The sequence below is a fragment of the Apibacter mensalis genome (genome assembly GCF_001418685.1).
Taxonomy (GTDB): Bacteria; Bacteroidota; Bacteroidia; order Flavobacteriales; family Weeksellaceae; genus Apibacter; species Apibacter mensalis.
Genome location: NZ_LIVM01000005.1, coordinates 118,101 through 141,910, shown reverse-complemented (window position 1 = coordinate 141,910; position 23,810 = coordinate 118,101). Strand labels below are relative to the sequence as shown.

At 29.5% G+C, this 23,810-nt stretch carries 39 protein-coding genes; all 39 read left to right on the top strand.

Annotated features, from left to right (window positions below; genetic code table 11):
- Positions 1-4: 4 nt before the first annotated feature.
- The 39 genes from ASC36_RS05100 to ASC36_RS04890 all read left to right on the top strand — a co-directional run bounded on the left by ASC36_RS05100 (position 5) and on the right by ASC36_RS04890 (position 23,808).
- Positions 5-457: a DUF4279 domain-containing protein gene (locus tag ASC36_RS05100; RefSeq protein ID WP_055425416.1), complete on the top strand. Its 453-nt coding sequence runs from the start codon at positions 5-7 to the stop codon at positions 455-457.
- 67 nt (positions 458-524) lie between these two features.
- The gene (locus tag ASC36_RS05095; RefSeq protein WP_055425415.1) at positions 525-1,073 is read left to right on the top strand and encodes a hypothetical protein; all 549 of its coding nucleotides are present in this window, start codon (positions 525-527) and stop codon (positions 1,071-1,073) included.
- Positions 1,074-1,511: 438 nt separating this feature from the next.
- A complete protein-coding gene (locus ASC36_RS05085) occupies positions 1,512-1,964 on the top strand; it encodes a DUF4279 domain-containing protein (protein WP_055425413.1) in 453 nt (150 codons plus the stop codon).
- Between the two features lie 169 nt (positions 1,965-2,133).
- Positions 2,134-2,631, top strand: coding sequence for a hypothetical protein (locus ASC36_RS05080; protein ID WP_141656203.1), 498 nt, complete (start codon positions 2,134-2,136; stop codon positions 2,629-2,631).
- Positions 2,624-3,082 (top strand): hypothetical protein, encoded by a 459-nt coding sequence (locus tag ASC36_RS05075; RefSeq protein WP_055425411.1) that lies wholly within the window; start codon positions 2,624-2,626, stop codon positions 3,080-3,082. Before ASC36_RS05080 ends, ASC36_RS05075 begins: the two co-directional genes overlap by 8 nt.
- 124 nt (positions 3,083-3,206) lie before the next feature.
- On the top strand, positions 3,207-3,743 hold the full coding sequence (locus ASC36_RS05070; protein ID WP_141656202.1) for a hypothetical protein: 537 nt from the start codon (positions 3,207-3,209) through the stop codon (positions 3,741-3,743).
- Positions 3,737-4,240 (top strand): hypothetical protein, encoded by a 504-nt coding sequence (locus ASC36_RS05065; RefSeq protein WP_055425409.1) that lies wholly within the window; start codon positions 3,737-3,739, stop codon positions 4,238-4,240. Before ASC36_RS05070 ends, ASC36_RS05065 begins: the two co-directional genes overlap by 7 nt.
- Positions 4,241-4,723: 483 nt before the next feature.
- Positions 4,724-5,065 carry a DUF1493 family protein gene (locus ASC36_RS05055; RefSeq protein ID WP_055425407.1) on the top strand — a complete coding sequence of 114 codons (342 nt, stop codon included), beginning with the start codon at positions 4,724-4,726 and terminating at the stop codon, positions 5,063-5,065.
- Between the two features lie 193 nt (positions 5,066-5,258).
- Positions 5,259-5,540, top strand: coding sequence for a hypothetical protein (locus tag ASC36_RS05050; protein ID WP_055425406.1), 282 nt, complete (start codon positions 5,259-5,261; stop codon positions 5,538-5,540).
- Positions 5,541-5,549: 9 nt separating this feature from the next.
- Positions 5,550-5,879 (top strand): DUF1493 family protein, encoded by a 330-nt coding sequence (locus tag ASC36_RS05045; RefSeq protein WP_055425405.1) that lies wholly within the window; start codon positions 5,550-5,552, stop codon positions 5,877-5,879.
- An 80-nt stretch (positions 5,880-5,959) separates the two neighbouring features.
- Positions 5,960-6,559 (top strand): hypothetical protein, encoded by a 600-nt coding sequence (locus tag ASC36_RS05040; protein WP_055425404.1) that lies wholly within the window; start codon positions 5,960-5,962, stop codon positions 6,557-6,559.
- Between the two features lie 6 nt (positions 6,560-6,565).
- A complete protein-coding gene (locus ASC36_RS05035; protein ID WP_141656201.1) occupies positions 6,566-7,138 on the top strand; it encodes a hypothetical protein in 573 nt (190 codons plus the stop codon).
- Between the two features lie 233 nt (positions 7,139-7,371).
- Positions 7,372-7,551: a hypothetical protein gene (locus ASC36_RS05030; protein WP_055425402.1), complete on the top strand. Its 180-nt coding sequence runs from the start codon at positions 7,372-7,374 to the stop codon at positions 7,549-7,551.
- A 112-nt stretch (positions 7,552-7,663) separates the two neighbouring features.
- Entirely contained in the window at positions 7,664-7,987 is a 324-nt protein-coding gene (locus ASC36_RS05025) for a hypothetical protein (RefSeq protein WP_141656200.1), read from the top strand.
- A gap of 131 nt (positions 7,988-8,118) precedes the next feature.
- Positions 8,119-8,571, top strand: a complete 453-nt coding sequence (locus ASC36_RS05020) for a DUF4279 domain-containing protein (protein WP_055425400.1) — start codon at positions 8,119-8,121, stop codon at positions 8,569-8,571.
- A 67-nt stretch (positions 8,572-8,638) separates the two neighbouring features.
- Positions 8,639-9,253, top strand: a complete 615-nt coding sequence (locus ASC36_RS05015; protein ID WP_055425399.1) for a hypothetical protein — start codon at positions 8,639-8,641, stop codon at positions 9,251-9,253.
- A gap of 1 nt (position 9,254) precedes the next feature.
- Positions 9,255-9,521: a hypothetical protein gene (locus ASC36_RS05010; protein ID WP_055425398.1), complete on the top strand. Its 267-nt coding sequence runs from the start codon at positions 9,255-9,257 to the stop codon at positions 9,519-9,521.
- 52 nt (positions 9,522-9,573) lie between these two features.
- A complete protein-coding gene (locus tag ASC36_RS05005; RefSeq protein ID WP_055425397.1) occupies positions 9,574-10,170 on the top strand; it encodes a hypothetical protein in 597 nt (198 codons plus the stop codon).
- A gap of 721 nt (positions 10,171-10,891) precedes the next feature.
- On the top strand, positions 10,892-11,245 hold the full coding sequence (locus tag ASC36_RS04995) for a Zn-dependent oligopeptidase (protein ID WP_141656199.1): 354 nt from the start codon (positions 10,892-10,894) through the stop codon (positions 11,243-11,245).
- Between the two features lie 52 nt (positions 11,246-11,297).
- Complete coding sequence (locus ASC36_RS04990; protein ID WP_055425394.1) at positions 11,298-11,900, top strand: hypothetical protein; 603 nt, start codon at positions 11,298-11,300, stop codon at positions 11,898-11,900.
- Positions 11,901-12,060: 160 nt separating this feature from the next.
- Entirely contained in the window at positions 12,061-12,597 is a 537-nt protein-coding gene (locus tag ASC36_RS04985) for a hypothetical protein (RefSeq protein WP_141656198.1), read from the top strand.
- 155 nt (positions 12,598-12,752) lie between these two features.
- Positions 12,753-12,902, top strand: coding sequence for a hypothetical protein (locus ASC36_RS10650; protein ID WP_156332311.1), 150 nt, complete (start codon positions 12,753-12,755; stop codon positions 12,900-12,902).
- Between the two features lie 449 nt (positions 12,903-13,351).
- Positions 13,352-13,894: a L,D-transpeptidase family protein gene (locus ASC36_RS04980; RefSeq protein ID WP_055425392.1), complete on the top strand. Its 543-nt coding sequence runs from the start codon at positions 13,352-13,354 to the stop codon at positions 13,892-13,894.
- 510 nt (positions 13,895-14,404) lie between these two features.
- Positions 14,405-15,202, top strand: a complete 798-nt coding sequence (locus tag ASC36_RS04970; protein ID WP_055425390.1) for a hypothetical protein — start codon at positions 14,405-14,407, stop codon at positions 15,200-15,202.
- A gap of 7 nt (positions 15,203-15,209) precedes the next feature.
- Complete coding sequence (locus ASC36_RS04965; protein ID WP_055425389.1) at positions 15,210-15,731, top strand: hypothetical protein; 522 nt, start codon at positions 15,210-15,212, stop codon at positions 15,729-15,731.
- A 554-nt stretch (positions 15,732-16,285) separates the two neighbouring features.
- The gene (locus ASC36_RS04955; RefSeq protein WP_055425387.1) at positions 16,286-16,981 is read left to right on the top strand and encodes a polymorphic toxin type 37 domain-containing protein; all 696 of its coding nucleotides are present in this window, start codon (positions 16,286-16,288) and stop codon (positions 16,979-16,981) included.
- 29 nt (positions 16,982-17,010) lie between these two features.
- On the top strand, positions 17,011-17,364 hold the full coding sequence (locus ASC36_RS04950; protein WP_245630741.1) for an Imm32 family immunity protein: 354 nt from the start codon (positions 17,011-17,013) through the stop codon (positions 17,362-17,364).
- The gene (locus ASC36_RS04945; protein WP_055425386.1) at positions 17,361-17,579 is read left to right on the top strand and encodes a hypothetical protein; all 219 of its coding nucleotides are present in this window, start codon (positions 17,361-17,363) and stop codon (positions 17,577-17,579) included. The genes ASC36_RS04950 and ASC36_RS04945 overlap by 4 nt, the downstream gene beginning before the upstream one ends.
- Before the next feature lie 6 nt (positions 17,580-17,585).
- The gene (locus ASC36_RS04940; RefSeq protein WP_055425385.1) at positions 17,586-17,834 is read left to right on the top strand and encodes a hypothetical protein; all 249 of its coding nucleotides are present in this window, start codon (positions 17,586-17,588) and stop codon (positions 17,832-17,834) included.
- A gap of 169 nt (positions 17,835-18,003) precedes the next feature.
- The gene (locus tag ASC36_RS04935) at positions 18,004-18,633 is read left to right on the top strand and encodes a hypothetical protein (RefSeq protein ID WP_055425384.1); all 630 of its coding nucleotides are present in this window, start codon (positions 18,004-18,006) and stop codon (positions 18,631-18,633) included.
- Position 18,634: 1 nt separating this feature from the next.
- A complete protein-coding gene (locus tag ASC36_RS04930; protein WP_055425383.1) occupies positions 18,635-18,949 on the top strand; it encodes a DUF1493 family protein in 315 nt (104 codons plus the stop codon).
- A gap of 133 nt (positions 18,950-19,082) precedes the next feature.
- Positions 19,083-19,649, top strand: coding sequence for a hypothetical protein (locus ASC36_RS04925; RefSeq protein ID WP_055425382.1), 567 nt, complete (start codon positions 19,083-19,085; stop codon positions 19,647-19,649).
- 2 nt (positions 19,650-19,651) lie between these two features.
- Positions 19,652-20,194, top strand: coding sequence for a hypothetical protein (locus tag ASC36_RS04920; RefSeq protein ID WP_055425381.1), 543 nt, complete (start codon positions 19,652-19,654; stop codon positions 20,192-20,194).
- Positions 20,195-20,267: 73 nt separating this feature from the next.
- Positions 20,268-21,101: a hypothetical protein gene (locus tag ASC36_RS04915; protein WP_055425380.1), complete on the top strand. Its 834-nt coding sequence runs from the start codon at positions 20,268-20,270 to the stop codon at positions 21,099-21,101.
- A 298-nt stretch (positions 21,102-21,399) separates the two neighbouring features.
- Positions 21,400-21,750, top strand: coding sequence for a hypothetical protein (locus ASC36_RS10645; protein WP_141656197.1), 351 nt, complete (start codon positions 21,400-21,402; stop codon positions 21,748-21,750).
- A 51-nt stretch (positions 21,751-21,801) separates the two neighbouring features.
- A complete protein-coding gene (locus tag ASC36_RS04905; protein WP_055425378.1) occupies positions 21,802-22,029 on the top strand; it encodes a hypothetical protein in 228 nt (75 codons plus the stop codon).
- Positions 22,026-22,541, top strand: coding sequence for a hypothetical protein (locus tag ASC36_RS04900; protein WP_055425377.1), 516 nt, complete (start codon positions 22,026-22,028; stop codon positions 22,539-22,541). Before ASC36_RS04905 ends, ASC36_RS04900 begins: the two co-directional genes overlap by 4 nt.
- A gap of 29 nt (positions 22,542-22,570) precedes the next feature.
- Entirely contained in the window at positions 22,571-23,473 is a 903-nt protein-coding gene (locus tag ASC36_RS04895; RefSeq protein WP_055425376.1) for a hypothetical protein, read from the top strand.
- Between the two features lie 5 nt (positions 23,474-23,478).
- A complete protein-coding gene (locus ASC36_RS04890) occupies positions 23,479-23,808 on the top strand; it encodes a DUF1493 family protein (protein WP_055425375.1) in 330 nt (109 codons plus the stop codon).
- Positions 23,809-23,810: the final 2 nt, after the last annotated feature.

Here is a 23,810-nt window from a genome sequence, read left to right as displayed (position 1 = left end):
TAGTATGTACAAGCTAGATTTAAATGAGTTATATTTTGAATTTATTATACGAGGATATAATGACATAACTCATGAAGATATAACCCGAATGTTGAATATTAAGCCATCAAAAATATACATAAAAGGAAAGCCAATGAATCCAAAAATGAAGATATTGGCAAAAGAAAATGGATGGAGGTTAAATAACCCCTTAGCTAATAAATCTTTATTTGAAGATCAACTCAATGCCATGTTGGATTTATTAGAACCTAAAATAGAAATACTACAGATGTTAAGTAAAAAATACGGCTGCGAATATGAATTTTCCTTAGCTATATTTATTTACAACAGAAAAGAGAGCACACCGTGGGTACATTTAACCCCAAGATATAATGAATTTATAAGACAATTAGAAGTAGAATTTGACTTAGATTTATATTGTCCACCGGATGATGAAGAAATGTCAGAAACAGAATAAATAGAAGTTAAAAGAATTAATAATCGGTGTAGCCGCGGGAGTAGATGGCACAAAAATAGGCGGCACATTGTTTTTCGGCACCATAAGCGGAGGTTTTGGCGCAGTTTTAACGAATGGAAACTTCTGGCAAGGCGCCGCCACAGGCCTGATCGTAAGCGGATTGAATCATGTGGCGCATAGGGTAGATCAAGAAAACCCTAAAAAAACTAAAAATCAATTAGGGATAAAAAATGAGGACACAACTCAAACTCAAATATCTAAATTAGATAAAGGGATGGCAATTGGTGATTATGTAGAAGGAAAAGAGTTTGATTTTATACATGAAAAAGCTTCAACAGGTATAAAAAAAGTAACAAAAATTTTGAATGGTATTTATGAAGTAGAGCCAACATATTTAGGTAGATTGTCAGGGTATATTAAGAAAGGAGCTAAAATATCAATATCACAGTCCAAATTAACTATTTCAGGAAAAGAGCAGATAGTTCAAAAAGTTAAATTGATCAATATAAAAGGAATAGAGGTGGATAAAATAGGGGCTATAGCAGAATTTTATGTATATAAAAATTATGGATATTTTTATAATAAAAATAAATTGTATAATATTAAATTAAGATAAATTATGAGAAAAATAGTGTTTAATATTATATTTTTGATATTTTTAAATATACTTTTTATACTTTTATTTCGTATTTTTTGTGATTTATTAGGGAATGAAATTCATTACTTTAATTATAAATTAGGGATAGTACCATTATACACAATAGTTACTTTAGACTTTATACCCATACTGATGCTTTTAGAAGATATATTATTTATAACTATTTTAAAATTTTTAAGTTATAAAATCAAAAATAATATCATGTTAATGTTAATCAAAACGGCATATTATTATTTTCTAATTATATTAATATATTTCCTCTATTTTCTAATAATATCCTATTTAGAATTTTATGGAATAACAGGTAGATTGCCCTTATCTTTATATGATTTATAAAAGTTCAGGAAATGAAGAATGGTTTAAACCTGAGGAATAAAAAACCAAATTTATTAGATCATGGAAAAATTAGATTTAAATGAAATGTTTTTTGAATTTTGCATATGGAATTATGAGGATATCACTCATGAAGATATAACTCGGATGCTAGGAATTACGCCTTCCTTCATATACGTCAAAGGAGAAAGAATAAAACCTAATATCCCAAGATTATCAAAACAAAATGGATGGAGGTTAAATAACCCCTTAGCTAATAAATCTTTATTTGAAGATCAACTCAATGCCATGTTGGATTTATTAGAACCTAAAATAGAAATACTACAGATGTTAAGTAAAAAGTACGGTTGCGAATATGAATTTTCCTTAGCTCTATTTATTTATAACAGAAAAGAGAGCACACCGTGGGTACATTTAACCCCAAGATATAATGAATTTATAAGACAAGTAGAAGTAGAATTTGACTTAGATTTATATTGTCCACCGGATGATGAAGAAATGTCAGAAACAGAATAAATAGAAGTTAAAAGTATTAATAATCGGTGTAGCCTCCGGAGTAGATGGCACAAAAATAGGTGGGACCCTATTTTTCGGAAGCGTAAGCGGAGGTTTTGGCGCAGTTTTAACGAATGGAAACTTTTGGCAAGGCGCCGCCACAGGCCTGATCGTAAGCGGATTGAATCATGTGGTGCATAGGATTGCTTACCCCAGGAGAGGAGAATTATATATATTTGAAGATACAAGAAGAGTCAATGGATACGGACATTCAGCCATAGGAGGAAAATTAAAAGACTCCGGTTCAAGATCCTACCGCTTTATATCTAAAGAAGGACGTAATCAAACTGAAGGAGGTGGAAATGAAATAATTGGGGGAGAATCAAAGTTTATCAATAATTATTATTCCTCCTATGAATCCATGATAAATAGTGAGGATATATCAGGAAAATATAATAAGATGATGACCATAAAAAAGTTAAGTTATAGAGAAGTAGCCCAAGCCCTGAATGCAGCATATGAAAGTGCCACCTCAAGATATCATTTTATATTTTCCAATTGTTTTCATGTAGTCAAAAATGCATTAAAATCCATAGGTATGTATGACGGCGGATTGGGGACCTTCATTCCTAATAATGGATTCTACAATATATATTATCAATATAAACCTAAAAAATGGTATGAATAAGAAAATACGAATAATTGTAAGCAGTACATTTCTAGTATTTATAATAGGATGTGGTATAGATGCTGAAGATAAGACAAAAGTTATCCAGGTAAGTGAGACGATAGAAGATTCTAAGGCCAAGGGAGTATTTTTAGCAGAATATAAGCCCAGTAGAGAGATCATAAAAAAAGCATGGGCAGAAATACACTGGTTGTATGATACCCTTGGAAATATTAGAATACTGAAAGGAAAAGAATTATACATAGAAGCCCAAGACAGCATAGGTCTTTGTGACAGTTGGTCAGAATGCATGAATGGAGATACTTCCAATGGTAATAGAGGAGGGGTTATGAAATATATTACTTTTGCATTAGCAGAAGAAGAATTATCCAAAGACACCTTAATTTATTATATATATGGATGCAAAAAGAAAAAATGTATGGGAGAGTTGCAACTGGTAAAGAAGAAATAGGTTTTAAAGCCTAGTCGGTACCCTATTTTTCGGGACCGTAAGCGGAGGTTTTGGCGCAGTTTTAACGAATGGAAACTTCTGGCAAGGCGCTGCCACAGGACTGATCGTAAGCGTATTGAATCATGTGGTGCATAGGGAAAGCCTAGATAATGGTTATGAGAAGGATGGAAAGGGTGGATATAGACAGATAAATGAAGAAGGAGGAGATAGTATGGATTATTTATATGAAAATGGAACAATAATAGAAAGTAAAGTACCCTTTCAAAAAGGAGGAGAAGTCTCTTATAGTAGGACATACGGAGTATTAGCCAATACAGGAACCGGAGGAAGCCTAAATGATCCCTCCTGGGATATTTTTATGTCATATGTTACAGGAAAAGGGATAGGTACTTTAGCTAAATATGGATTACCCGTTGTAGGAAAGTATGTATCAGTTCAATCAGCGAGAATAATTAGAAATAATTGGAAATATTTAAATAATAACAATTGGCTTAGAATTGGAGAAGGTACTGGCTATGGGAAAGGACATATAAGAATTTCGGTAGGAGCACATCCTAAGTTTCTTAAACAAGTTCCTGAAAAATTACGCCCATTAAATCAGTGGCTTAAAAAGAAAATAGGTAATGATGGACATATAGATTTTAAAAATTGGAAATGGTAAAAGATTATAATATACTAAATACTTACATAAAAAAATTAAAAGAAGAATTATCTGGGGAACTAATAGATGACCCATATTACAGGGATGAGATTTATGTTTTCAAAAAGAAAGGGAAAATAGATTTCTATGTATGTTTCGCAAGAGATGAAAGATATCCAAGAATAGAATTACAGATTGCACGACCATCCTCAGATACTAATAACTATTTAATTGTGGGAGAATTTTATGAAATAAAAGAAACAGAATATGAAGAAATACAGAAGACAATACAATCAATATTATCAAACAGTATAAAAATAACGGAATATTATTATAAAGAAAAGTTAGTCAAGACAGAATATAAATATGGATATTATATCGATGATAAAGTTGAAATAATAAAAGAAACATTTACCAACAATATAATATTATATTATTTAAAGAAAAAATTAGTTGAAAAGAGTCAGTATTTTCAACGATGGATTACAACGGAGTATACAATAGAAGATGGTGAGTAATAAATTAAGATAATGGTAAAAATATAAAAAATACTTGGTTATTATATTGATTATAAAGACTTGATAGTCAAAATATTAGATAATGATAATAAAATTAGAAATATTGGAATAATAGCTCAGTTAGGATATAAATTCAAAGAAGATTCAAAAGTTGATAAAGAAGATTATAAATATATAGGCATAGAAAATAAAGAAAAATATTTAAGACTATGGACAATTACGATGTACTTTATTTTATTTCTTACAATTGTAATTAGTATTATAATTCTTATTATATATATGCATCGGTTATTTCAATATATTATAAACTTTTAAACTGATAAAGACACCAGATGGTAAAATCAGAGCAGTGATCATTAAGGTATACAAAGGTTTTTGGAAGATTTGTAGGAATAATGACCGGTCTAATAGGTTGGGGAATATTAGCATATGATGTAGGAAAGACACTTTATAATACACAAGTAATATATAATGGTATAATCAATGGAAAATAAAAATTATAATATTGTAATAGATTATATAGATAAAGAGTTTAATTTAAAAAAAAGAAAGATAGATGAAGAAACCACACTATCCGATTTGGGGTTAGATGGAGACGATGTATTAGATTTTTTGCTTGAATTTTTTACAACTTTTAATATAGAATATGAACATACTAACTATAAGGATTTTATACCTGTAGAAGGTAAATTTATTAGTGGTTTTTTAAGTATATTTAGTAAAAAGGAACAGCAAAATGAAGATGAAATTTATGTAAGAGACTTAGTAATATCATTAGATAATAAAAAGTGGAGTAAAAAAAAAGGATTTGAAACATTAATTTAGTTATTTATATGAAAAAGGAACAATAATAGAAAGTAAAGTACCCTTTCAAAAAGGAGGAGAAGTCTCTTATAGTAGGACATACGGAGTATTAGCCAATACAGGAACCGGAGGAAGCCTAAATGATCCCTCCTGGGATATTTTTACGACTTGTTTATCTGTAGGAGAATTAAAAATAGGCTTTAATTTAGTTAAAATGGGGGGAACTAAAATACTTAAATCTTCAGTAGGTATTAGAACTGTTTTTGGAGCGTCAAAGACAACATTAAAATCATCTGTTTATTTTCAAAAATTAATTGGATCACGGTCAATTAATATAATGGGAATAAAATCTCTTCCTACCTTATTTGGAGAAGCTCATACTTGGGCAACTTTCTATGGCAGAAATTCTTTACTCATTGGAGGAGCAATGTTTTTACACGGTAGCAATAGTTTATATAATAAGGTAACAAATTTATATAATAGAATTAGTTTTTAAAACATTAAGATGATAGAAATAGAAAACAAAGTACTCGAATTTTTTAAAAATAATTTGGGTATTAAAAATATTGATTTATCAAGTAACATAGCAGATCCTAATTATTCTCTCTTTGATATAGATGCCGAGTATATTATGGAAAAGTTTTTTAAAGAATTTTCTATTGATTACTCTGAATTCGTTATAGATGAATATTTTCAATATCCTGACTATTCTTTGAAATTGTTACTAAAAAATATTTTACGTCAAAAGATTAATTATCCGTTAAAAACACCCTTAACTATAGATCATTTAGTAAAAGTAGCAGAAAAAGGAGAATGGTTTAAACCTGAGGAATAAACAAGAGATAATCGATTGTAACATTATAACAAGGAATAAGCAGCGGCAGTATCAGCAGTTTAGTATCCTCAACAGTAAGCATGGGAGGAACCGCCGCCGGCATAGATGGCACAAAAATAGGCGGCACATTGTTTTTCGGCACCGTAAGCGGAGGTTTTGGCGCAGTTTTAACGAATGGAAACTTCTGGCAAGGCGCTGCCACAGGCCTGATTGTAAGCGGATTGAATCATGTGGCGCATAGGGCAGATCCTCCAGTAAAGAAAAGCAAAAATAAAAAAGTGATCGATTCCAATCTAGGTGCAGTAAATCATTATTTTAACGGAGACGGAGAACCGGTAGAACTGGGAACAAATACAAAAAAAGCGGTACTTAGAAATAAAAGGACAAGAAATGTAGTAACGAAATTAATAGAAGGAAAAGCAGAGAGAAAAACTTATTGGTATGGAATCGATTTAACAAACGACATGTTTCATGTGGGAAGGACAAATGTAGAATATGCCACCACATGTAATTCAACGAAGTGTACAACAAAGTTTAAAGCATTTGTAAAGGATGGATTTTGGGACCCTATAGATTTAAAAATAGAACTACCGGGAGGAAAGCCATATAGTTATATTCCCTGGGAATTCTCCATAACATATAAAAATCCGGGGTACTCTGTGGGTACTAATATAAAATAAATAACAATGAAGAAAATATTATTTTTATTCATATCATTGATAGTACTTTATCTAATGATGGATTATCAAGCCTATTATTATGGCTTTGGAAATGGATGGTTAAGTAAAAAAATACCTTCAGGATATCATATTTTATTTGCAGGTTCTGATTTAGGAGATCAGGGAATTATTATAGAAGAAAATAATATGAATGGATATCTAGTAAGAAAAGATGAAGTTATAGAAATAGAAAATTCGCCTAAAATTTTGATAAAAAAAATCACAGATTATTTTTTTACTTCCCATGATATAATAGTTGGATTAAATGATTCAGAAGGGAATAATAAAAAAATAAAGATAGGAATAAGACCGGTAAATAAAAAATGGAAAGAGGAACACTATTTTGAAGAAGTATTCAAAATAAATAAAAATTATAAGCATATAAATTTAAATAAATCTTTATTATATTTTAAGTATTTTAAATTATTAAAAAATTTAGTGTTAATTTTTTTGATAATCGTTTTTATTATTTTAGTAATCAAATATTTTTTATTCTTATTATTTAAAATAATTGATAAATATTCTTCAAAAATGAAATAAAAAAAGTGCATGTAGTACATATTTAATCGGATAAATCTCTGAGCTTAGATTAACATTATTTACGAAAAAGAGAAACAATAGAAAAATTATCATTCTATTTTAACAGGAATTATAATAATAGGAATGGTATCATTATATAATAATAAGTTTGGATATAAATCTGAAATTCATGAAAATTTCAATGTTGATTTCTACAATACCAATCATTTGATCTTAAGCAAAATAATGTTGGAATGGTAGTAAATTTTTACCAACAAAATCAAGAATATATGTTTAAACCCGGCAACCCGTTTTGGGGGAATAAAGTTCATTCCAATTATATAAATGTAGTTAACCATCAGTTTACTGATTCATCTGTAAATCATATTAATATTATAAGGCATTCTCTTAATACGTACCACTATGGTTTTTAATTTAGTTAATAGATACAAAATTATTATAGTAATAATTATATTCATTACATTGATAATTGAATTTATTATTGCTTCGTGTAAAAAAACTTATTTAGCAGTTGATAATAATAAAATGCGTATCCAAGTAATAGATTCTGCAAAAAATCCTTTGCCAAACGTTGATATTGTAATATATGAGATAGAGAAATCTATATTTGGGAAATTGTGGTGGAAACTTCATAAAATACAAGAATTAAGAACCAACGAAAAGGGTATGATGGAATTTTTAATAAATAAAGAGAAAAGATATAGTATTGAATTGTATTATAAGGATAAAAAATTGATTGAATTTGGAGAATTTGAGGCAAAAAAAATAAACTTTAATAAAGTATATGAAATAAGATATGGAAAGGATTCTACGGTTATAAAAAATATAAATAGCTGGTTAAAGCATTAAAACCCTTTGGTTTGTGTTATTTATAGATAAGGCATCTACCCGCTTAACTCCATTTTTTATGCCAACGATAGTTCCTATATTTATGAATAACACCAATGAATATATTAATCAAGTAAATTAAATAAAATAGTATGTACAAGCTAGATTTAAATGAGTTATATTTTGAATTTTTTATATGGGGTTATGATGATATTACTCATGAAGATATTACAAAATTGCTTAATATCAATCCTACCATGATATACATAAAAGGAAAGCCAATGAATCCAAAAATGAAGATATTGGCAAAAAAAAATGGATGGAGGATAGATAACCCCTTAGATAATAAATCTTTATTTGAAGATCAACTCAATGCCATGTTGGATTTATTAGAACCTAAAATAGAAATACTACAGATGTTAAGTAAAAAGTACGGCTGCGAATATGAATTTTCCCTAGCCCTATTTATTTATAACAGAAAAGAGAGCACACCGTGGGTACATTTAACCCCAAGATATAATGAATTTATAAGACAAATAGAAGTAGAATTTGACTTAGATTTATATTGTCCACCGGATGATGAAGAAATGTCAGAAACAGAATAAATAGAAGTTAAAAGTATTAATAATCGGAACCGCCGCCGGCATAGATGGCACAAAAATAGGCGGGACTTTGTTTTTCGGCACCGTAAGCGGAGGTTTTGGCGCAGTTTTAACGAATGGAAACTTCTGGCAAGGCGCCGCCACAGGCCTGATTGTAAGCGGATTAAACCATGTGGCGCATAGGGAAAGTCCAGATAATGGATATGAGAAAGATGGAAAGGGTGGATATAGACAGATAAATGAAGAAGTAGGAGATAGTATGTATTATTTATATGAAAATGGAACAATAATAGAAAGTAAAGTACCCTTTCAAAAAGGAGGAGAAGTCTCTTATAGTAGGACATATGGAGTATTAGCCAATACAGGAACCGGAGGAAGCCTAAATGATCCTTCATGGGATATGTTTGAAGCATATGTTGTTACAAAAGGTGCAGGTATAATAGCGAAAATGGGATTATCAAGATTAGGGATTTCTAATCTTAGCGATGTCATAAGATGGGGAGATACCGTTGTCTCAAATCAACTTGTTAATGGAGCAGGATCAGTAGGAGCAACTGTTACTAAAGGTTTAAAAGGAGGAGGTAAAGGAATTCCTTTTCATTATCACATACATAAATATAATTGGTACAAACCTCATACTTGGTTTAAAAATACTCCAATTATCAAACCACCAAAAGTAAAATAATATGAAAGTTATAAAAGTAGATAAAAGTATTCTTTCAGGAAATTTAAATAAACAAAAAGATATTAAGTATTGGTATTTATTACTAGATAATAATAACATACCTATTAAAGAAATAGCATTTAATAATAATAAAAAGATAATTTATAAAGCACCTTTGGAAAAAAAATATGGATTGTTTGTAGATTCTTCAATTATTTTTGAAAATATAGAAGATTATGAAATAATAGATTATAAAGTATTTCTTAATTATTGGAATATGGGGCATTAAGTTTTTAATTTTCAATATCTTAAAAGGCTTTAGTAATGGGTGAGTTAGTAGCTTGGTAGCCTCGGTGGTAGGAATGAGCGGAACCGCTGCCGGCATAGATGGCACAAAAATAGGCGGCACTTTGTTTTTCGGGACCGTAAGCGGAGGTTTTGGCTCAGTTTTAACGAATGGAAACTTTTGGCAAGGCGCCGCCACAGGCCTGATTGTAAGCGGATTGAATCATATAGAGCATGAGATAAGAATTAATTCAATAAATAAAAGGTTAGAACAAATAACAAAGGGATTGACAGGTGAGCAATTAATTGAAAAATTTATGAATTTAGATGTGGGAAGTAAAATAACTGGAAAAGAATTATCAAAATGGGATATCAAGCTATCGAAAGCCTATAAATTTATAGATTATATTCAAAGAACAAAAGAGGGGATTTATCTAGATTTAAAATTTGGTATGGAAACAGCTTCTTCTCTTACTCCAACTAAATTGAAAGATAATTCAAAATTTATTGTTGAAAAAGTTAATTATAAACATATAAATTATTTTCATGTTAAGGGGGCAGGTACATTAAGGGGAGATCCTATAAATATTTATGTATTTCAAAACGCATATAAATTAAATCTGTATGATAAAAAAAGTTGGAAGTTATTTTAAAAATTTTTTGTATATAATTATTAACATAATTATTTATTTGATTGCATATATTATCATCCATAAAGTTGTAGATTGGCATTTTTATTCAATTTTAAATACGATAATTTATCCTATATGCATTTATATAATATCTGCAATACTTATGATATTGTACCTAATTTTTTTAGAAAGAAAAAATAAAATAGTAAGTTTTTTAATAATTGTTAATATTATAATTGTTATAATTTTATTTTTATTTTATATGGTTATATAGATTAGTATAATGAATTTGAATAAATTTTTAAATACTTCCCGGGGCGGCCTATGGAGCAGTAACAGGAGGTGTCATAGGGGTGTTTAGTTCAATAGTAAGTGGAGGCGATCCAGCAAAAGGCGGATTATTAGGCGCAGTTACTGGCGGAATACTGGGCGGAGTAATCGGCGGAATAGAGGCTTAACAATTAGGAGGAAATCTTTGGACAGGATATAGAGCACCTCATGAACAACTAGCCACAGCAGGCACTACAATAAACGGAACCACCTCAGTACAATACGATATAGAAGAAGTAATAAAAATAAAAACAGAAAATTTAAGTGTATCGGAAAGCGGTTATCCAAGAGGAGAAAAATTTGGTCTAGATAAGATAACCTTAGAATCACCTACAGGTTATACTTTACAAGGTAATGTATTTGTAAATAATTCAACAGGATCAAGAGCAATAGCAGTAACCACATCAAGTATATGAAGCACGGGATGTCAAATATCCATTTTGCGCCGGCTGCATTTTCCTCAAAAGAACAATTAGCTTCTACCTTTATTCACGAAATGGGACATGTAATTCATAATAATTTAGGATTATCACAATTAGCCAATACACCGGCGAGTGGATTAGGATTTGATAATTATGGACATGCAGCTATTTATAAAATGCAATATAATTTATTAAAAATGAACGGATGGTTAAATAAAAATATAAATGGTTTTGTAAATGGAGTAGATAAATATTTGTTAGGAACATCCAATCAAATAATAAACGATTATCCGGACTTATATAATTCAATAAAGAAATTAGAAAAGATAATAAAATTCAAATAATATGAAAATAACCTGCTATTATATACTTATATATATACTGCTAATTTCATGCATGAAAAAAGAGAGAAATATAAATAAAGACCAAGATGGAATACAAATGTTTGCCTCTTTCAATAAAAAAGACACAATGTTAAAAATTAGATATATAAACAAAACAGACACCAATTATTATTTTATAGGAAGCAGATTTAGTTTTATAGATAAAAGAAGCACATGTGATTTTTTATACCCGGTATTAAGTAGAAAAATTAAAAAATTAAAAAATAATTGGACAAATTCAGGATTTTACAAAATAGAAGGGCCATACGATTCAATAAGCATGATAGAATTAAATAAAAAGATAGATTCCATAGATTCATATCGATGTAATTATGTCCCTATAAATAAATATGGTATTGGAACAGATAGTACCTTGGTATGTGTTTTTGAAGGGATTTGTCTTAAAAGAAAAAGTGAAATTTCCCTATATTATAAGATTGATTATAAAGGTGATAGTTTAAATAATCAATTAGAATATGCCGTACGTTCTCAAATGTTCCTATTGCCAAAAGAAAAGGAAAGACTGAAATTATTTGAAAGAATAAATCTAAAAGGATATTTACCCTATAAAAGAGATATTTACATAGAAGATACATTAGTAGTGAGATATAAATAATTATATTAAATTAGATCTATGATATGTATTATGAGCATATTAATTTAAAATATGATTAGTCGTTGCTTAGTTAGAATTTAATTAAATATCCGGGAGTTTATATAGATATTGAATCGTCTACTATGCACTCTGCACCGATTCCTTTCTATGGGGAGGCTTTGTGAAGAGCGTGGTAATGGGAGGCGCCGGGGGTGCCGCCGCATATGGAGTAGGCAGCTTGGCGGGAGTAATCCGAACCGGAATATGTACCACCACGCAAACCCTGACTAATTTACAAGTAGACATACTGGCTGCAGGCATAGAAGGCGCCATGAATGGACTGACCCAAGGGATCATCCAAGGAATAAGCGGTGGCGATATACTTCAAGGAATAAGCAGCGGCAGTATCAGCAGTTTAGTATCCACAACAGTAGGAATGAGCGGAACCGCCGCCGGAGTAGATGGCACAAAAATAGGCGGCACTTTGTTTTTCGGCACCGTAAGCGGAGGTTTTGGTGCAGTTTTAACGAATGGAAACTTCTGGCAAGGCGCCGCCACAGGACTGATCGTAAGCGGATTGAATCATATAGAGCATGAGATAAGAATTAATTCAATAAATAAAAGCTTAGAACAACTTCAAAATGATAAAAATGTTGAAAGTTTAGTTATAGAACTTCTTAAAGAAAAAAAGGTACAATTCTTACAGGGAAAGAAATAAAAAATAAATACAATCTTAAGCAAGATATTCAACGAGCAATTAAAAAAATTGAAATATTAGGAGATGGAAAATTTAATGTTTCATGGAATAATAAATTATTAATTAACGCAGCTACCGTTCTTAACGTAAAAGATGGAGTTTTAAATGTTAAGCATATGAATATAAATAAAATGAGTGGTTTTCATTTAAAAGGATCTATTAGCGCAAAAATTGATGGAGAAATTTTTTATAATTTATTTTTAGATTTAAATTACATATATGGGATTAAAAATAATAATAAATTAACAGCGGGTTATGGATTTTAAAAAAATAATTAAAATATTACTATCATTTGGATTGTATATAATAATGATGCTCAATATAATTTTCTTTTCTAAATACATTTATTATAAACCATATAGAATAAATACAGGATATAGTATTATTTCTCCAATAATTTATGCCAAAAAATTAATAAATATAATGAGTTTCATATTTATATTATTTTATTTATGGAGAGTATTATTAAAAAATGACTTTTTTTATCTAATAAATTTAATAATAATTATTATACTCTTAATTAGTATAAATTATTTCATATAAACTTAATATTATAATAATATGTAATAAAAATAGCGTTATATTTAACATTTGCTAAAGTAAAAGACAAACTCATATTCTACAATTTTTCGGCACCGTAAGCGGAGGTTTTGGCGCAGTTTTAACGAATGGAAACTTCTGGCAAGGCGCCGCCACAGGACTGATCGTAAGCGGATTGAATCATGTAGCGCATTCAACTACCAATAGATTGAAAGAAATCAATTCAATCAAAAATTCTACCTATCCGCCGAAAATAGTTTTTGATGGAAAGACATTAACTTTATATGATGAAAAGGGAAATGTAATTGTTTCGTTTCCCGCTGTATCTGGAAGACCTTCTAGCGATGGCTCATTTAGCTACTCAATTGATAGATGGGGTGAGAAAGGAGTAGGACCAATTCCTGGAGGAAATTACTCTATAAACACAAAAGATATTCAATGGTGGACAGAGCAATCTGCCTTGCAGAAAACCCTTGCTTTAGGCGGATTTGTAGGAATAAAAGCGGGAACTTGGCCGGGAGGACCAATTGCTTGGGGAGTTGCTAGAGTAAAAATTAATGGAACTAATTCATATGGAATAACCAATATGTTTATACACGGGGGAAGTTATCCAGGTAGTGCAGGTTGTATAGATCTTATGAGTAATGATTTAAATTTTTTTAAAGCACTAAGTAATTATGAAAATACTACCATTCCTGTAATAGTTAAATATAAATAATATGAATAAAATTTTTAAATGGAAAATACATTTTTTAGTTGGATTAAGTATTTTTTTGATTATTATAATTTTTGCCGATGTATTTAGTATTTGGACAACCCCTGAAGAATATATAAAAGTTTATGAATTTTCTAATAATTCTGTAGAATGGCGATATAAAAGCATTTTTAATTATATCCTTTCAGATATTATTGTGATATGTTTTTTAATTCTCTACATTATTTTAAACTTGATATTTCTTATAAAAAATATAAAATTTATCAAATCTATTATAGTGGTCATAGAAGTAGCTGTGTTGATATATTTGATTTATAATTTTTATACATCATATATAACAGGGTTTGATCATTAAACTAAAATTACTTTCTTCAATGAGAATTTTGTTATTACAATACTTCAATATTTTTTAACAGATAATTTTTTAATTTTTTTTGTAGTTATAAAGTTTATTATCAAATATTTATAATAAAAATAATAGAAGAGATCTTAAGGTCAGGCACAACAAATTCATTGGGAAGTCTATCGGCATTATATGCCCCGATAGGAATACTTCCCGGAGCGGCCTATGGAGCAGTAACGGGAGGTGTCATAGGGGTGTTTAGTTCAATAGTAAGTGGAGGCGATCCAGTAAAAGGCGGATTATTAGGCGCAGTTACTGGCGGAATACTGGGCGGAGTAATCGGCGGAATAGAGGCTCAACAATTAGGAGGAAATCTTTGGACAGGAAAGGGTATAAAAAAAATAGTAGAATCACCAATAGATATATCGGAAGCAATTGAATCAGAAAGAAATGCTAAAGAACTATATAATAATGAAATTGAATTAAATAGAGATATTGAAATATATTCAGGTGATGTAGAGAAAATAAAAGAAAAATTGCGAATAGATAATATTTATTTGGCAAATAATAATAATTTGCCTAAGGGTACTTATGTATATGATGCTTCAACAGGTTTTATCAAAGATTCTGATAAAAAGACTTTTATAGGAGGAATTACTACCTATAAAGAGCATATTTTTAGTAAGCCAACAAGTACAATATGGTTTTCTCCAGGTCTTAAATATGTAACTAATAATTTAAAACAAATGACATTTAATCATGAATTTATCCATGCATATCATTTTTCATTAGGACTTACTAACGTTAATTATTCTGAAAGTGCAGCAAGTTCCTACTCATTAGCTTATAGTAAAGTTTATAATATGAGTAAAATAAATATGATTTATTTTAGAAAAATGATAAAACCCTTTCCGAAAGGATATTCTTGGAGTAATTTACAGCATATTATTAAATTAGGTATAAAGTAAAAATTAAATGAGAAGCATTATAGTATTAATTTTAAGTGTTTTTATATTATTTTCATGTTGTCCGCATAATACTAGAAAAATAATTGATGCTAATATTAAAGTCATAAAGATTAGGCAAGAAGAAAAAAAAAATCGAACAACCTATATTATAAAAATAGTAAATAGCAATACTCAAAATTATGAAAAAGTAGATTCATCAAATACTGTTCAAATACAAGAATCTCAATTATCAGATAAAGAAATTAGGCAATTGGTAAATTCCTATTATGCTAATAAATTGGATGAATTACCGGAATTAACAATTTTAAACTATGATTACAGAAAAGAGGAAGATGATTATTTGTGTAAAATAATTGTTGAAATTCAAACTAATCTAGGGTTACAAAAAATTATTATGTATACCAAAATAGAAATAGATGATATTGTTTATAATAAATCATTATTAGAAAAAATTATAACAACAAAAACCTTGATAAAAGAAGAAAGGATTAATAGATTTATCTCAAATATTAATCATATTTTACTATAATCAAAAAAAACTCCGGTTATAGCCATAATTCTTAGTAAAAATTAATTAACGATATGAAAAAAATTAGTACAAACATACTATTTCTAATTGTAGCAACAATTATATATTTTTTCTTATTTTATTTTTTATGTTATTTGTTTGGAGATAGCTTACATTATATAAATAGAAAAATAGGGGTAAATTCAATGTATTTAATTGGGATAGGCGGATTAGATTTTATTCCATTAGTTCTTTTTTCAGAAAGTTCATTTATTGTAATTACAATTAAATATTTAATTCATAAAATAAAAAATAATAGTGTGCGAAAAATAGTTAAGAAAATTTATTATTATTATATTATCCTATTAATTTATTCCATATATTTTGTAATTATAAGTTATTTAGAATTTTATGAAATAACGTTAGTAAGGTTACCTTTATCCTTATATAGTTTCTGAAAAATCGTGAACAAAAAAAGGAATTGTAAATGAAAATAAGTTAGATTTATAAATATGCTCATCACACACATTAGTATAAATAATGAGTAAAATATAAATTGGATGTAGGTAGACATATTGGCTTCAGGCATAGAAGGGGCCATGAATGGACTAACCCAAGGGATCATCCAAGGAATAAGCGGTGGCGATATACTTCAAGGAATAAGCAGCGGCAGTATCAGCAGTTTAGTATCCACAACAGTAGGCATGGGAGGAACCGCCGCCGGCATAGATGGCACAAAAATAGGCGGTACCCTATTTTTCGGAAGCGTAAGCGGAGGTTTTGGCGCAGTTTTAACGAATGGAAACTTCTGGCAAGGCGTTGCCACAGGCCTGATTGTAAGCGGATTGAATCATGTGGCGCATCAAATGGGAGATGGCGATCGAAAAGAAAAAGGGAAGACATTAAAAGATTTGAAAGAAAGTCCCCCCGATCATCCAGAATATGTTCCTCCAAAAGGAGGTGCTAGAAAGGTTAAAAATCCTAATGGACAAGGTTCAGGGTGGATTGATAAGGATGGAAGGGTATGGGTACCAACTGATCATGGAGGAACACATGCTCCTCATTGGGATAGACAAGAGCCTAAAGGGGGAGGTTATACAAATGTTTATCCAAAATTTGAATGTAATAATTTGGATATTCCTACTAAAAGAACATCAGATTATTCTCAAATGGGAGTAAATTTTAAGACAATGGGAATAATTCTTGGAAGTGCCATACTAATAGGAAGTATCATTTATTTTTCGGGGGGAACGGCTTTGTTAGCACTATAAGTAAAAAAATAAAATAATTTGAAATAGGTATGAAAACAAATAAAAATATAAAAATCACAGGGAATTTAGATATTTTAGTGATTCATAACGAAGATGAATTTGAAGGAGAAATATCTAAGTGGGACGAAGTGTTAATACATGGTGATCCAGAAGGGTTGAAATCATTAGGAGAATTATTAATTAAAATCTCAAAACTCAACCAAGAAAAAATAGAAGATAAATATTTACCAATAGGCGAAAGAGTACACTTCACTTTAAGGCCAGGTTTAGAGCTTTCGAAAAATTCCAATGAGGTCACAGTAGGAAGACTTGATTCTAAAGGTACAGGAAAATTTTATAATAATTTTATTCCTAAAGATATCTCAGATGCTACCAATTTGTGATTGGTAATTATAAATATGGAAGAGCTATAGATACATATAATTTATTAGGACCAGGTGGCAATAATTGCACAACAATCACATATAAAGCTTTAAATTATGGAGGAGCAAATATAAGGCCTGCACAAACTCCAGCAGGGATGCGACATGATTTTCAGCAATTATGGTACTATAATCACGGATATAATCCTTCTAGACGTATTTGGGGGGCAAAATAATTAAGTATGAGAATAAAAACAAAAGTAACAATAGGACTGTTTATTATAATAATAGGATTGTCATTAAAATATCTTGATTTATGTGTTTCAGATAAATATGAAGCACAGTTAGAAGGTTTAAGTCCAACAGAACAACAGATTAAAAAGGCAAAAGAATTAAAAAGTAAAATTGAACGAGATAAAAAAATAGTTCTTACCATAATCATTATTTCATCACTATTTTTTTATCCTATATATTTAATGAAAAGGAAATAATAACTTAATACTTGATATAATTTATAATATTATGATTATAATTTAAATAAATAATTTGAATCTTATTATGAGTAAGAAAACGCTCAATAAAATAATGAGTATATCATCAATTAGAGTGAGCACAATTCACGAAGCTTAATTAACGAGCAATCTTCAGCAGGCAGTAAACATGGGAGGAACCGTCGCCGGAGTAGATGGCACAAAAATAGGCGGGACCCTATTTTTCGGAAGCGTAAGCGGAGGTTTTGGCGCAGTTTTAACGAATGGAAACTTCTGGCAAGGCGCCGCCACAGGCCTAATCGTAAGCGGATTGAATCATGTGGTGCATAGGATTGCTTACCCTTTCAATAATAAATCAACTATTGATATAGAAAATAATAACGAAAATACCGATCCACCCTATAAATATAATAATAAAACTTATGAAAGTAAAGAGGAGTTATATGGAGCCATACTTTTAGATCAGGCATCAGAACAATTAGGTATTAAAGATGTTGTTTCCCTTGCTGCAGCTTTAGATTTTACGTTTCCTTCTATAGATAAGCCTTTTATTATTGAAGAATCGTCATCAAAAACTTCTTACGCTTCAAAATATGGTTCTAAAATTTTTCCTCAAAAAATGTCTCAAAGACTTCCTACACATATTAGAGGTGGCAGTCTAAGGTATACAAAAGTATTGGGGAAATTTTTAGGTAGAGTTGTAGGCCCAATAGGTTGGGGAGTATTAACCTATGATATAGGAAAGACACTTTATAATACACAAGTAATATATAATAGGATAACAACTAATCAACAATAAAATGTATAGTCTTAATGAAGATAAAGTAAAAATATTTATTGGTAAATATTGGAATTTTAAATTAGACAAACTAAAATTAGAAACAACACTTGATGATATAGGAATGTTTGGTGATGATAAATATGAATTTATAATTGACTTTACGAAAGAGTTTAATTTAAGTATAAAACAATTCCCTTTCGATAAATATATAGATGATGAGGGTGGGTATTTTATTAGGAAATTTTTGTTTGGGAAAAAGTTAAGAAAAATACAACCTATAACCCTATTGATGTTAGTTAATTGGGTAGATAAAGGGTATTGGGAAGAACTCTAAAAAAGTAAAACGGGTTGAGTATAAGAGCATTTCATCTATTATTTTTGAAAAATAGATTATAAATTTTCTTTATAATATCTTACAAGGAATAAGCAGCGGCAGTATCAGCAGTTTAGTATCCACAACAGTAGGAATGAGCGAAACCGCCGCCGGCATAGATGGCACAAAAATAGGCGGGACTTTGTTTTTCGGCACCGTAAGCGGAGGCTTTGGCGCAGTTTTAACGAATGGAAACTTCTGGCAAGGCGCTGCCACATGCCTGATTGTAAGCGGACTAAATCATGTGGCGCATAGGGAAGATAATGTAGAAGAAAATAAAACGATAGAAATAGAAAATGATTGTATAACTTGCCCAAAAGAAGGAAAAGAGGGCGAAAACTATTTTGATTGGTTAAATGGTATTAATTATTATTATAATAAAGGACAATGGATAACTAATCTACTAATTGGAGGAAGTGGAAGTTTAGAGTTGATAAATCCAAATAAAATATTTAAGATTCCTTCTTTGTTAGAAAAAAGTTATGAAATAATAAAATCAGGAGTAACATTAGATAAAATAATCGATTTTTTTGCTTCTGAACATAGGTCTAATAAAAGACCTTCAAACTGGAATAAACATACAAAACCAAGAGCAGGAAGAGATAATACAAAAAATAGACAAAAACCTAACTGGAATCAAAATCCAAATAAAAGAAAATAAAAATGATAGTAGATGTATTAGAAAAGGCATTAAAGGAAAAATTTTTAATAGGAATATATTTAGATAGAGATGACACTTCTAAATTTATAGTTGGATATGTAGAAAAAGTATATGAAGAAGCTACTTTAATCTCAATAATATCACCGGAAATAAAAAACGATGGTTTTGCAATGGTTAATATGAACTTAATTTACTTGATTGAGTATGATACTTTCTATTTAAAGAATATTCAAAAAATAATCAATGCACAAGGAATATTAATTAAAGAGATAGATTTTGAGAGGAACGAAAAGGAAATCTTGTTATTTGATTTTCTTAATTTTTGTAAATCAAAAAATATATGCATAACAATTAAACATAATTATGGATTTGATATATTAGGATATATTATAAAAATAGATAAATGTTCTTTATTGATGGAAGTTTATACAGAGGAATGCTCAAAAGATGGAATTACGATTTTGCAGATTGAAGATATTAATGAAATATATTTAGAGGGGTGGTCACAGAAAAAAATAGAAATTTTTCAAAATCTTAATACTTAAAATTTTTTATGTATAATAAAAAATAAAATGAAGATACAAAATTAATGTTAGTAGGATTAGGTGGAGGAGGCTATTGGTAGAAATAATAGGAATAAATGCCTCGATAGGAATACTTCCCGGAGCGCCCTATGGAGCAGTAACAGGAGGTGTCATAGGGATATTTAGTTCAATAGTAAGTGGAGGCGATCCAGCAAAAGGCGGATTATTAGGCGCAGTTACTGGTGGAATACTGGGCGGAGTAATCGGCGGAATAGAGGCTCAACAATTAGGAGGAAATCTTTGGATAGGATATAGAGTTTCCCAAGGAATGCTTATTGAATCAGTTTCTTCGCTAGAAGGATTAACTCCTGTAAGCAACTCTATAGATGAAGTTAAAAATGTTTATAATGAGAACTTTAAAGATTTAGTAAAAGCAGATATAACCTTTTATAAGATTAAAGAGGGTGCAAATGCAGGATCTTTAGACGGATTAGGATTTAAAGGGTATAATGTTGATGCCATAGGTAATATAACTGGACCCAAAGGAAAAGTGTTGGGAGTAACTAGATCTTCAATATGGAAACATGGAGATAATTATAAAATACTTTTTGCTTCCGGAGCGTTTTCTTCTAAAGAGCAATTGTCTTATGTATTAGTACATGAATTAGGGCATGTCAATATATCTAAAGCAGGTTTGTCAAGTATAGCATCACAAAAAATTGTTCAAGGGGCACATAAATTAATTGATAACGTTGGTCATCAAGCCATTCAAAAAATGACCTATAAATTTTTACAAACCAACGGTTGGCTAAACCTAAATATAATTGGACAGGCTACTAAAGAAGTACTAGATAACTGGATGTTGCCAGATGTAAATGGTACGGTTTATAATGCAATTAAAATGTTAGGAAATGTTAAAATTAAATAAATTATTTTTATTAGTTGTATTACTTATAGCAGTTGGATGTAAAAAAAAGAGCGATCACCTATCAAATAAGGCTATAGAAGTATCTTATAGATTTGATAAACAAGATTCCTTAATTAAAATTACATTATTTAATCGATCGAATAAAAATTATTTTTTTATACCAATATTGAATCAAAGTTTAAATTATAATTATAAAAATGATTTAAACAATATATTACTTGCTGGAAATATTAATATTAAGTTAATCCAAATTGAAGGCGAAAATAATATTTATAGTAAGAAAAAACTTAATCTGTTTATGGACTCAATAATGCTTAGGATTAATTATGATAAATATTTTCCTGAGACGAGAAAATTAGATTCCTTATATTACTTTAATAGATTAATGAACTTAGAATCCAATACCAATATTAAGTTATTTTATAAATTAACTATTGATAAGTATACACAAAAACATGTAAAAGGAAAAATATATCTGTTAAATTTTTTTAGTGAACTAAGAAATGGTAGAATAAAAGAACAGAAAAATTCTAATGATTTTTATAAAGAGATGAAAAAATTAGAAATAGATAATTATGTTATTTATGAAGATAAATTCATATATAAAGATACAATTTATATAAAAAATAATACAATTTATATAAAATAAATATTTTTAAAATCTTTCGAAATAAGTACCTATACATCACAAATTAAACAAATGGTGTTTAATCACGAATTTATCCATGCATATCATTTTTCATTAGGACTATATGATAATAAATATTCAGAGGCTTCAGCAAGTAACTATTCATATTTTTATTTAAAAATTCATAATTTGGAAAATCAAGCATTACAGGGGTTTAAAGATAAAATAATAAAGTATCCATCTACTTATTCTTGGAAGCCATTAGCAAAAATATTTAATTTAGGGATTGTACCATTATGAAAAGAATAATTAAACATATATTTCTAATTCTATCTATCTTATCCTTTCAAAATTGTTACGATGAGGAAAAAAAAGAATCTTTTAAAGGTTACGATTTGGATTATATTATACCTTATAGGGGTAAATACAATTTTGGTAAAAATACATTTCGATCAATAATAAATAAAACTTATAGTAATTATTTAGCAGAAAAGGAAAGAAAAAAAATAATAAAAAAGTTTTTTATATATCATATGAATACTAAAAATGGTAATATTAATATATTCGAAAGTATTACAGTTCCTTCATTTGATAATGAAATTATTTTATATCGTAATAAAAAAGAATATTTTGATGCCATAGTAGGGAGTCCAGTAAGTTCGAATAAAGAATTATTTATTGGTAAAAATAAATCAGAAATAATTAAATTTAATAAGTTCATAGATAGTATGGTTGTATCAAAACCAATATTTAAAAAGTTAGAAGATACAATAAAAATAATACAAAATAAGAGAGGATTATTTATTTTATAATAAACGCCGCCGCATATGGAGTAGGCAGCTTGGCGGGAGTAATCCGCACCGGAATAAGTACCACCACCCAAACCCTGACTAATTTACAAGTAGACATATTGGCTGCAGGCATAGAAGGGGCCATGAATGGACTAACCCAAGGGATCATCCAAGGAATAAGCGGTGGCGATATACTTCAAGGAATAAGTAGCGGCAGTATCAGCAGTTTAGTATCCACAACAGTAAGCATGGGAGGAACCGCCGCCGGCATAGATGGCACAAAAATAGGCGGCACTTTGTTTTTCGGGACCGTAAGCGGAGGTTTTGGCGCAGTTTTAACGAATGGAAACTTTTGGCAAGGCGCTGCCACAGACCTGATTGTAAGCGGATTAAACCATGTAGCGCATAGGGAAAGCCTGGATAATGGATATGAGAAGGATGAAAAAGGCGGATATAGACAGATAAATGAAGAAGGAGGAGATAGTATGGATTATTTATATGAAAATGGAACAATAATAGAAAGTAAAGTACCCTTTCAAAAAGGAGGAGAAGTCTCTTATAGTAGGACATACGGAGTATTAGCCAATACAGGAACCGGAGGAAGCCTAAATGATCCCTCCTGGGATATTTTTACGACTTGTTTACCTGTAGGCGAGTTTTTCGTAGGAGCTAAATTAACCAAAATGGGAGTAACATTAGTATCTAAATCATCCTCAGGTATAAGAGCTATGAAAGTAGGAGGAGCATCAAAAAAAGCATTAAAATCTTCAGTTTTTTTTACTAAATATCTTAGAAATTATGGTCTTAATTATAGTCTAGGGAGTAAATGGTTCACAGTTATTGGGCCTAATGCATCTACATTAGGGACATTTTTAGGAAGAAATTCAGTTATTATTGGCTCTTCTCTTATGTTAGATGGTGGCAGAAGAATTTATAATAGATTAAGTTATTAAAAAAAATGGAAAAAAAAGTTATTTTATTTTTTCAGAAAAAAACGGGATTAAATAATCTTAATAAAGGGATAAATATAGCAGATCCTAAATATGGAATTATAGAGTTAGACGCAGAATCATTAATGCTTTCTTTTTTCAATGAATTTGATATCGATTCTAAAGATTTTGATCTTTACACATACTTTCAAGATTTTCCAAATATAAATTGGAAATATTTTATTAATCAAATACTTAAAAGAAAAAAATATATTTATCCTAATAATAAAAAATGTTTAACTATAGATCATTTAGTAAAAGTAGCAGAAAAAGGAGAATGGTTTAAACCTGAGGAATAAAA

What these genes read in the sequence shown, in the direction of transcription:
- ASC36_RS05100 (WP_055425416.1), top strand. Translation starts at nt 5, where the DNA reads ATGTACAAGCTAGATTTAAATGAGTTATATTTTGAATTTATTATACGA.
- ASC36_RS05085 (WP_055425413.1), top strand. Translation starts at nt 1,512, where the DNA reads ATGGAAAAATTAGATTTAAATGAAATGTTTTTTGAATTTTGCATATGG.
- ASC36_RS05075 (WP_055425411.1), top strand. Translation starts at nt 2,624, where the DNA reads ATGAATAAGAAAATACGAATAATTGTAAGCAGTACATTTCTAGTATTT.
- ASC36_RS05065 (WP_055425409.1), top strand. Translation starts at nt 3,737, where the DNA reads ATGGTAAAAGATTATAATATACTAAATACTTACATAAAAAAATTAAAA.
- ASC36_RS05055 (WP_055425407.1), top strand. Translation starts at nt 4,724, where the DNA reads ATGGAAAATAAAAATTATAATATTGTAATAGATTATATAGATAAAGAG.
- ASC36_RS05050 (WP_055425406.1), top strand. Translation starts at nt 5,259, where the DNA reads ATGGGGGGAACTAAAATACTTAAATCTTCAGTAGGTATTAGAACTGTT.
- ASC36_RS05045 (WP_055425405.1), top strand. Translation starts at nt 5,550, where the DNA reads ATGATAGAAATAGAAAACAAAGTACTCGAATTTTTTAAAAATAATTTG.
- ASC36_RS05040 (WP_055425404.1), top strand. Translation starts at nt 5,960, where the DNA reads ATGGGAGGAACCGCCGCCGGCATAGATGGCACAAAAATAGGCGGCACA.
- ASC36_RS05035 (WP_141656201.1), top strand. Translation starts at nt 6,566, where the DNA reads ATGAAGAAAATATTATTTTTATTCATATCATTGATAGTACTTTATCTA.
- ASC36_RS05030 (WP_055425402.1), top strand. Translation starts at nt 7,372, where the DNA reads ATGGTAGTAAATTTTTACCAACAAAATCAAGAATATATGTTTAAACCC.
- ASC36_RS05025 (WP_141656200.1), top strand. Translation starts at nt 7,664, where the DNA reads ATGCGTATCCAAGTAATAGATTCTGCAAAAAATCCTTTGCCAAACGTT.
- ASC36_RS05020 (WP_055425400.1), top strand. Translation starts at nt 8,119, where the DNA reads ATGTACAAGCTAGATTTAAATGAGTTATATTTTGAATTTTTTATATGG.
- ASC36_RS05010 (WP_055425398.1), top strand. Translation starts at nt 9,255, where the DNA reads ATGAAAGTTATAAAAGTAGATAAAAGTATTCTTTCAGGAAATTTAAAT.
- ASC36_RS04995 (WP_141656199.1), top strand. Translation starts at nt 10,892, where the DNA reads ATGAAGCACGGGATGTCAAATATCCATTTTGCGCCGGCTGCATTTTCC.
- ASC36_RS04990 (WP_055425394.1), top strand. Translation starts at nt 11,298, where the DNA reads ATGAAAAAAGAGAGAAATATAAATAAAGACCAAGATGGAATACAAATG.
- ASC36_RS10650 (WP_156332311.1), top strand. Translation starts at nt 12,753, where the DNA reads ATGAATATAAATAAAATGAGTGGTTTTCATTTAAAAGGATCTATTAGC.
- ASC36_RS04965 (WP_055425389.1), top strand. Translation starts at nt 15,210, where the DNA reads ATGAGAAGCATTATAGTATTAATTTTAAGTGTTTTTATATTATTTTCA.
- ASC36_RS04950 (WP_245630741.1), top strand. Translation starts at nt 17,011, where the DNA reads ATGAAAACAAATAAAAATATAAAAATCACAGGGAATTTAGATATTTTA.
- ASC36_RS04940 (WP_055425385.1), top strand. Translation starts at nt 17,586, where the DNA reads ATGAGAATAAAAACAAAAGTAACAATAGGACTGTTTATTATAATAATA.
- ASC36_RS04935 (WP_055425384.1), top strand. Translation starts at nt 18,004, where the DNA reads ATGGGAGGAACCGTCGCCGGAGTAGATGGCACAAAAATAGGCGGGACC.
- ASC36_RS04930 (WP_055425383.1), top strand. Translation starts at nt 18,635, where the DNA reads ATGTATAGTCTTAATGAAGATAAAGTAAAAATATTTATTGGTAAATAT.
- ASC36_RS04925 (WP_055425382.1), top strand. Translation starts at nt 19,083, where the DNA reads ATGAGCGAAACCGCCGCCGGCATAGATGGCACAAAAATAGGCGGGACT.
- ASC36_RS04920 (WP_055425381.1), top strand. Translation starts at nt 19,652, where the DNA reads ATGATAGTAGATGTATTAGAAAAGGCATTAAAGGAAAAATTTTTAATA.
- ASC36_RS10645 (WP_141656197.1), top strand. Translation starts at nt 21,400, where the DNA reads ATGGACTCAATAATGCTTAGGATTAATTATGATAAATATTTTCCTGAG.
- ASC36_RS04905 (WP_055425378.1), top strand. Translation starts at nt 21,802, where the DNA reads ATGGTGTTTAATCACGAATTTATCCATGCATATCATTTTTCATTAGGA.
- ASC36_RS04900 (WP_055425377.1), top strand. Translation starts at nt 22,026, where the DNA reads ATGAAAAGAATAATTAAACATATATTTCTAATTCTATCTATCTTATCC.
- ASC36_RS04890 (WP_055425375.1), top strand. Translation starts at nt 23,479, where the DNA reads ATGGAAAAAAAAGTTATTTTATTTTTTCAGAAAAAAACGGGATTAAAT.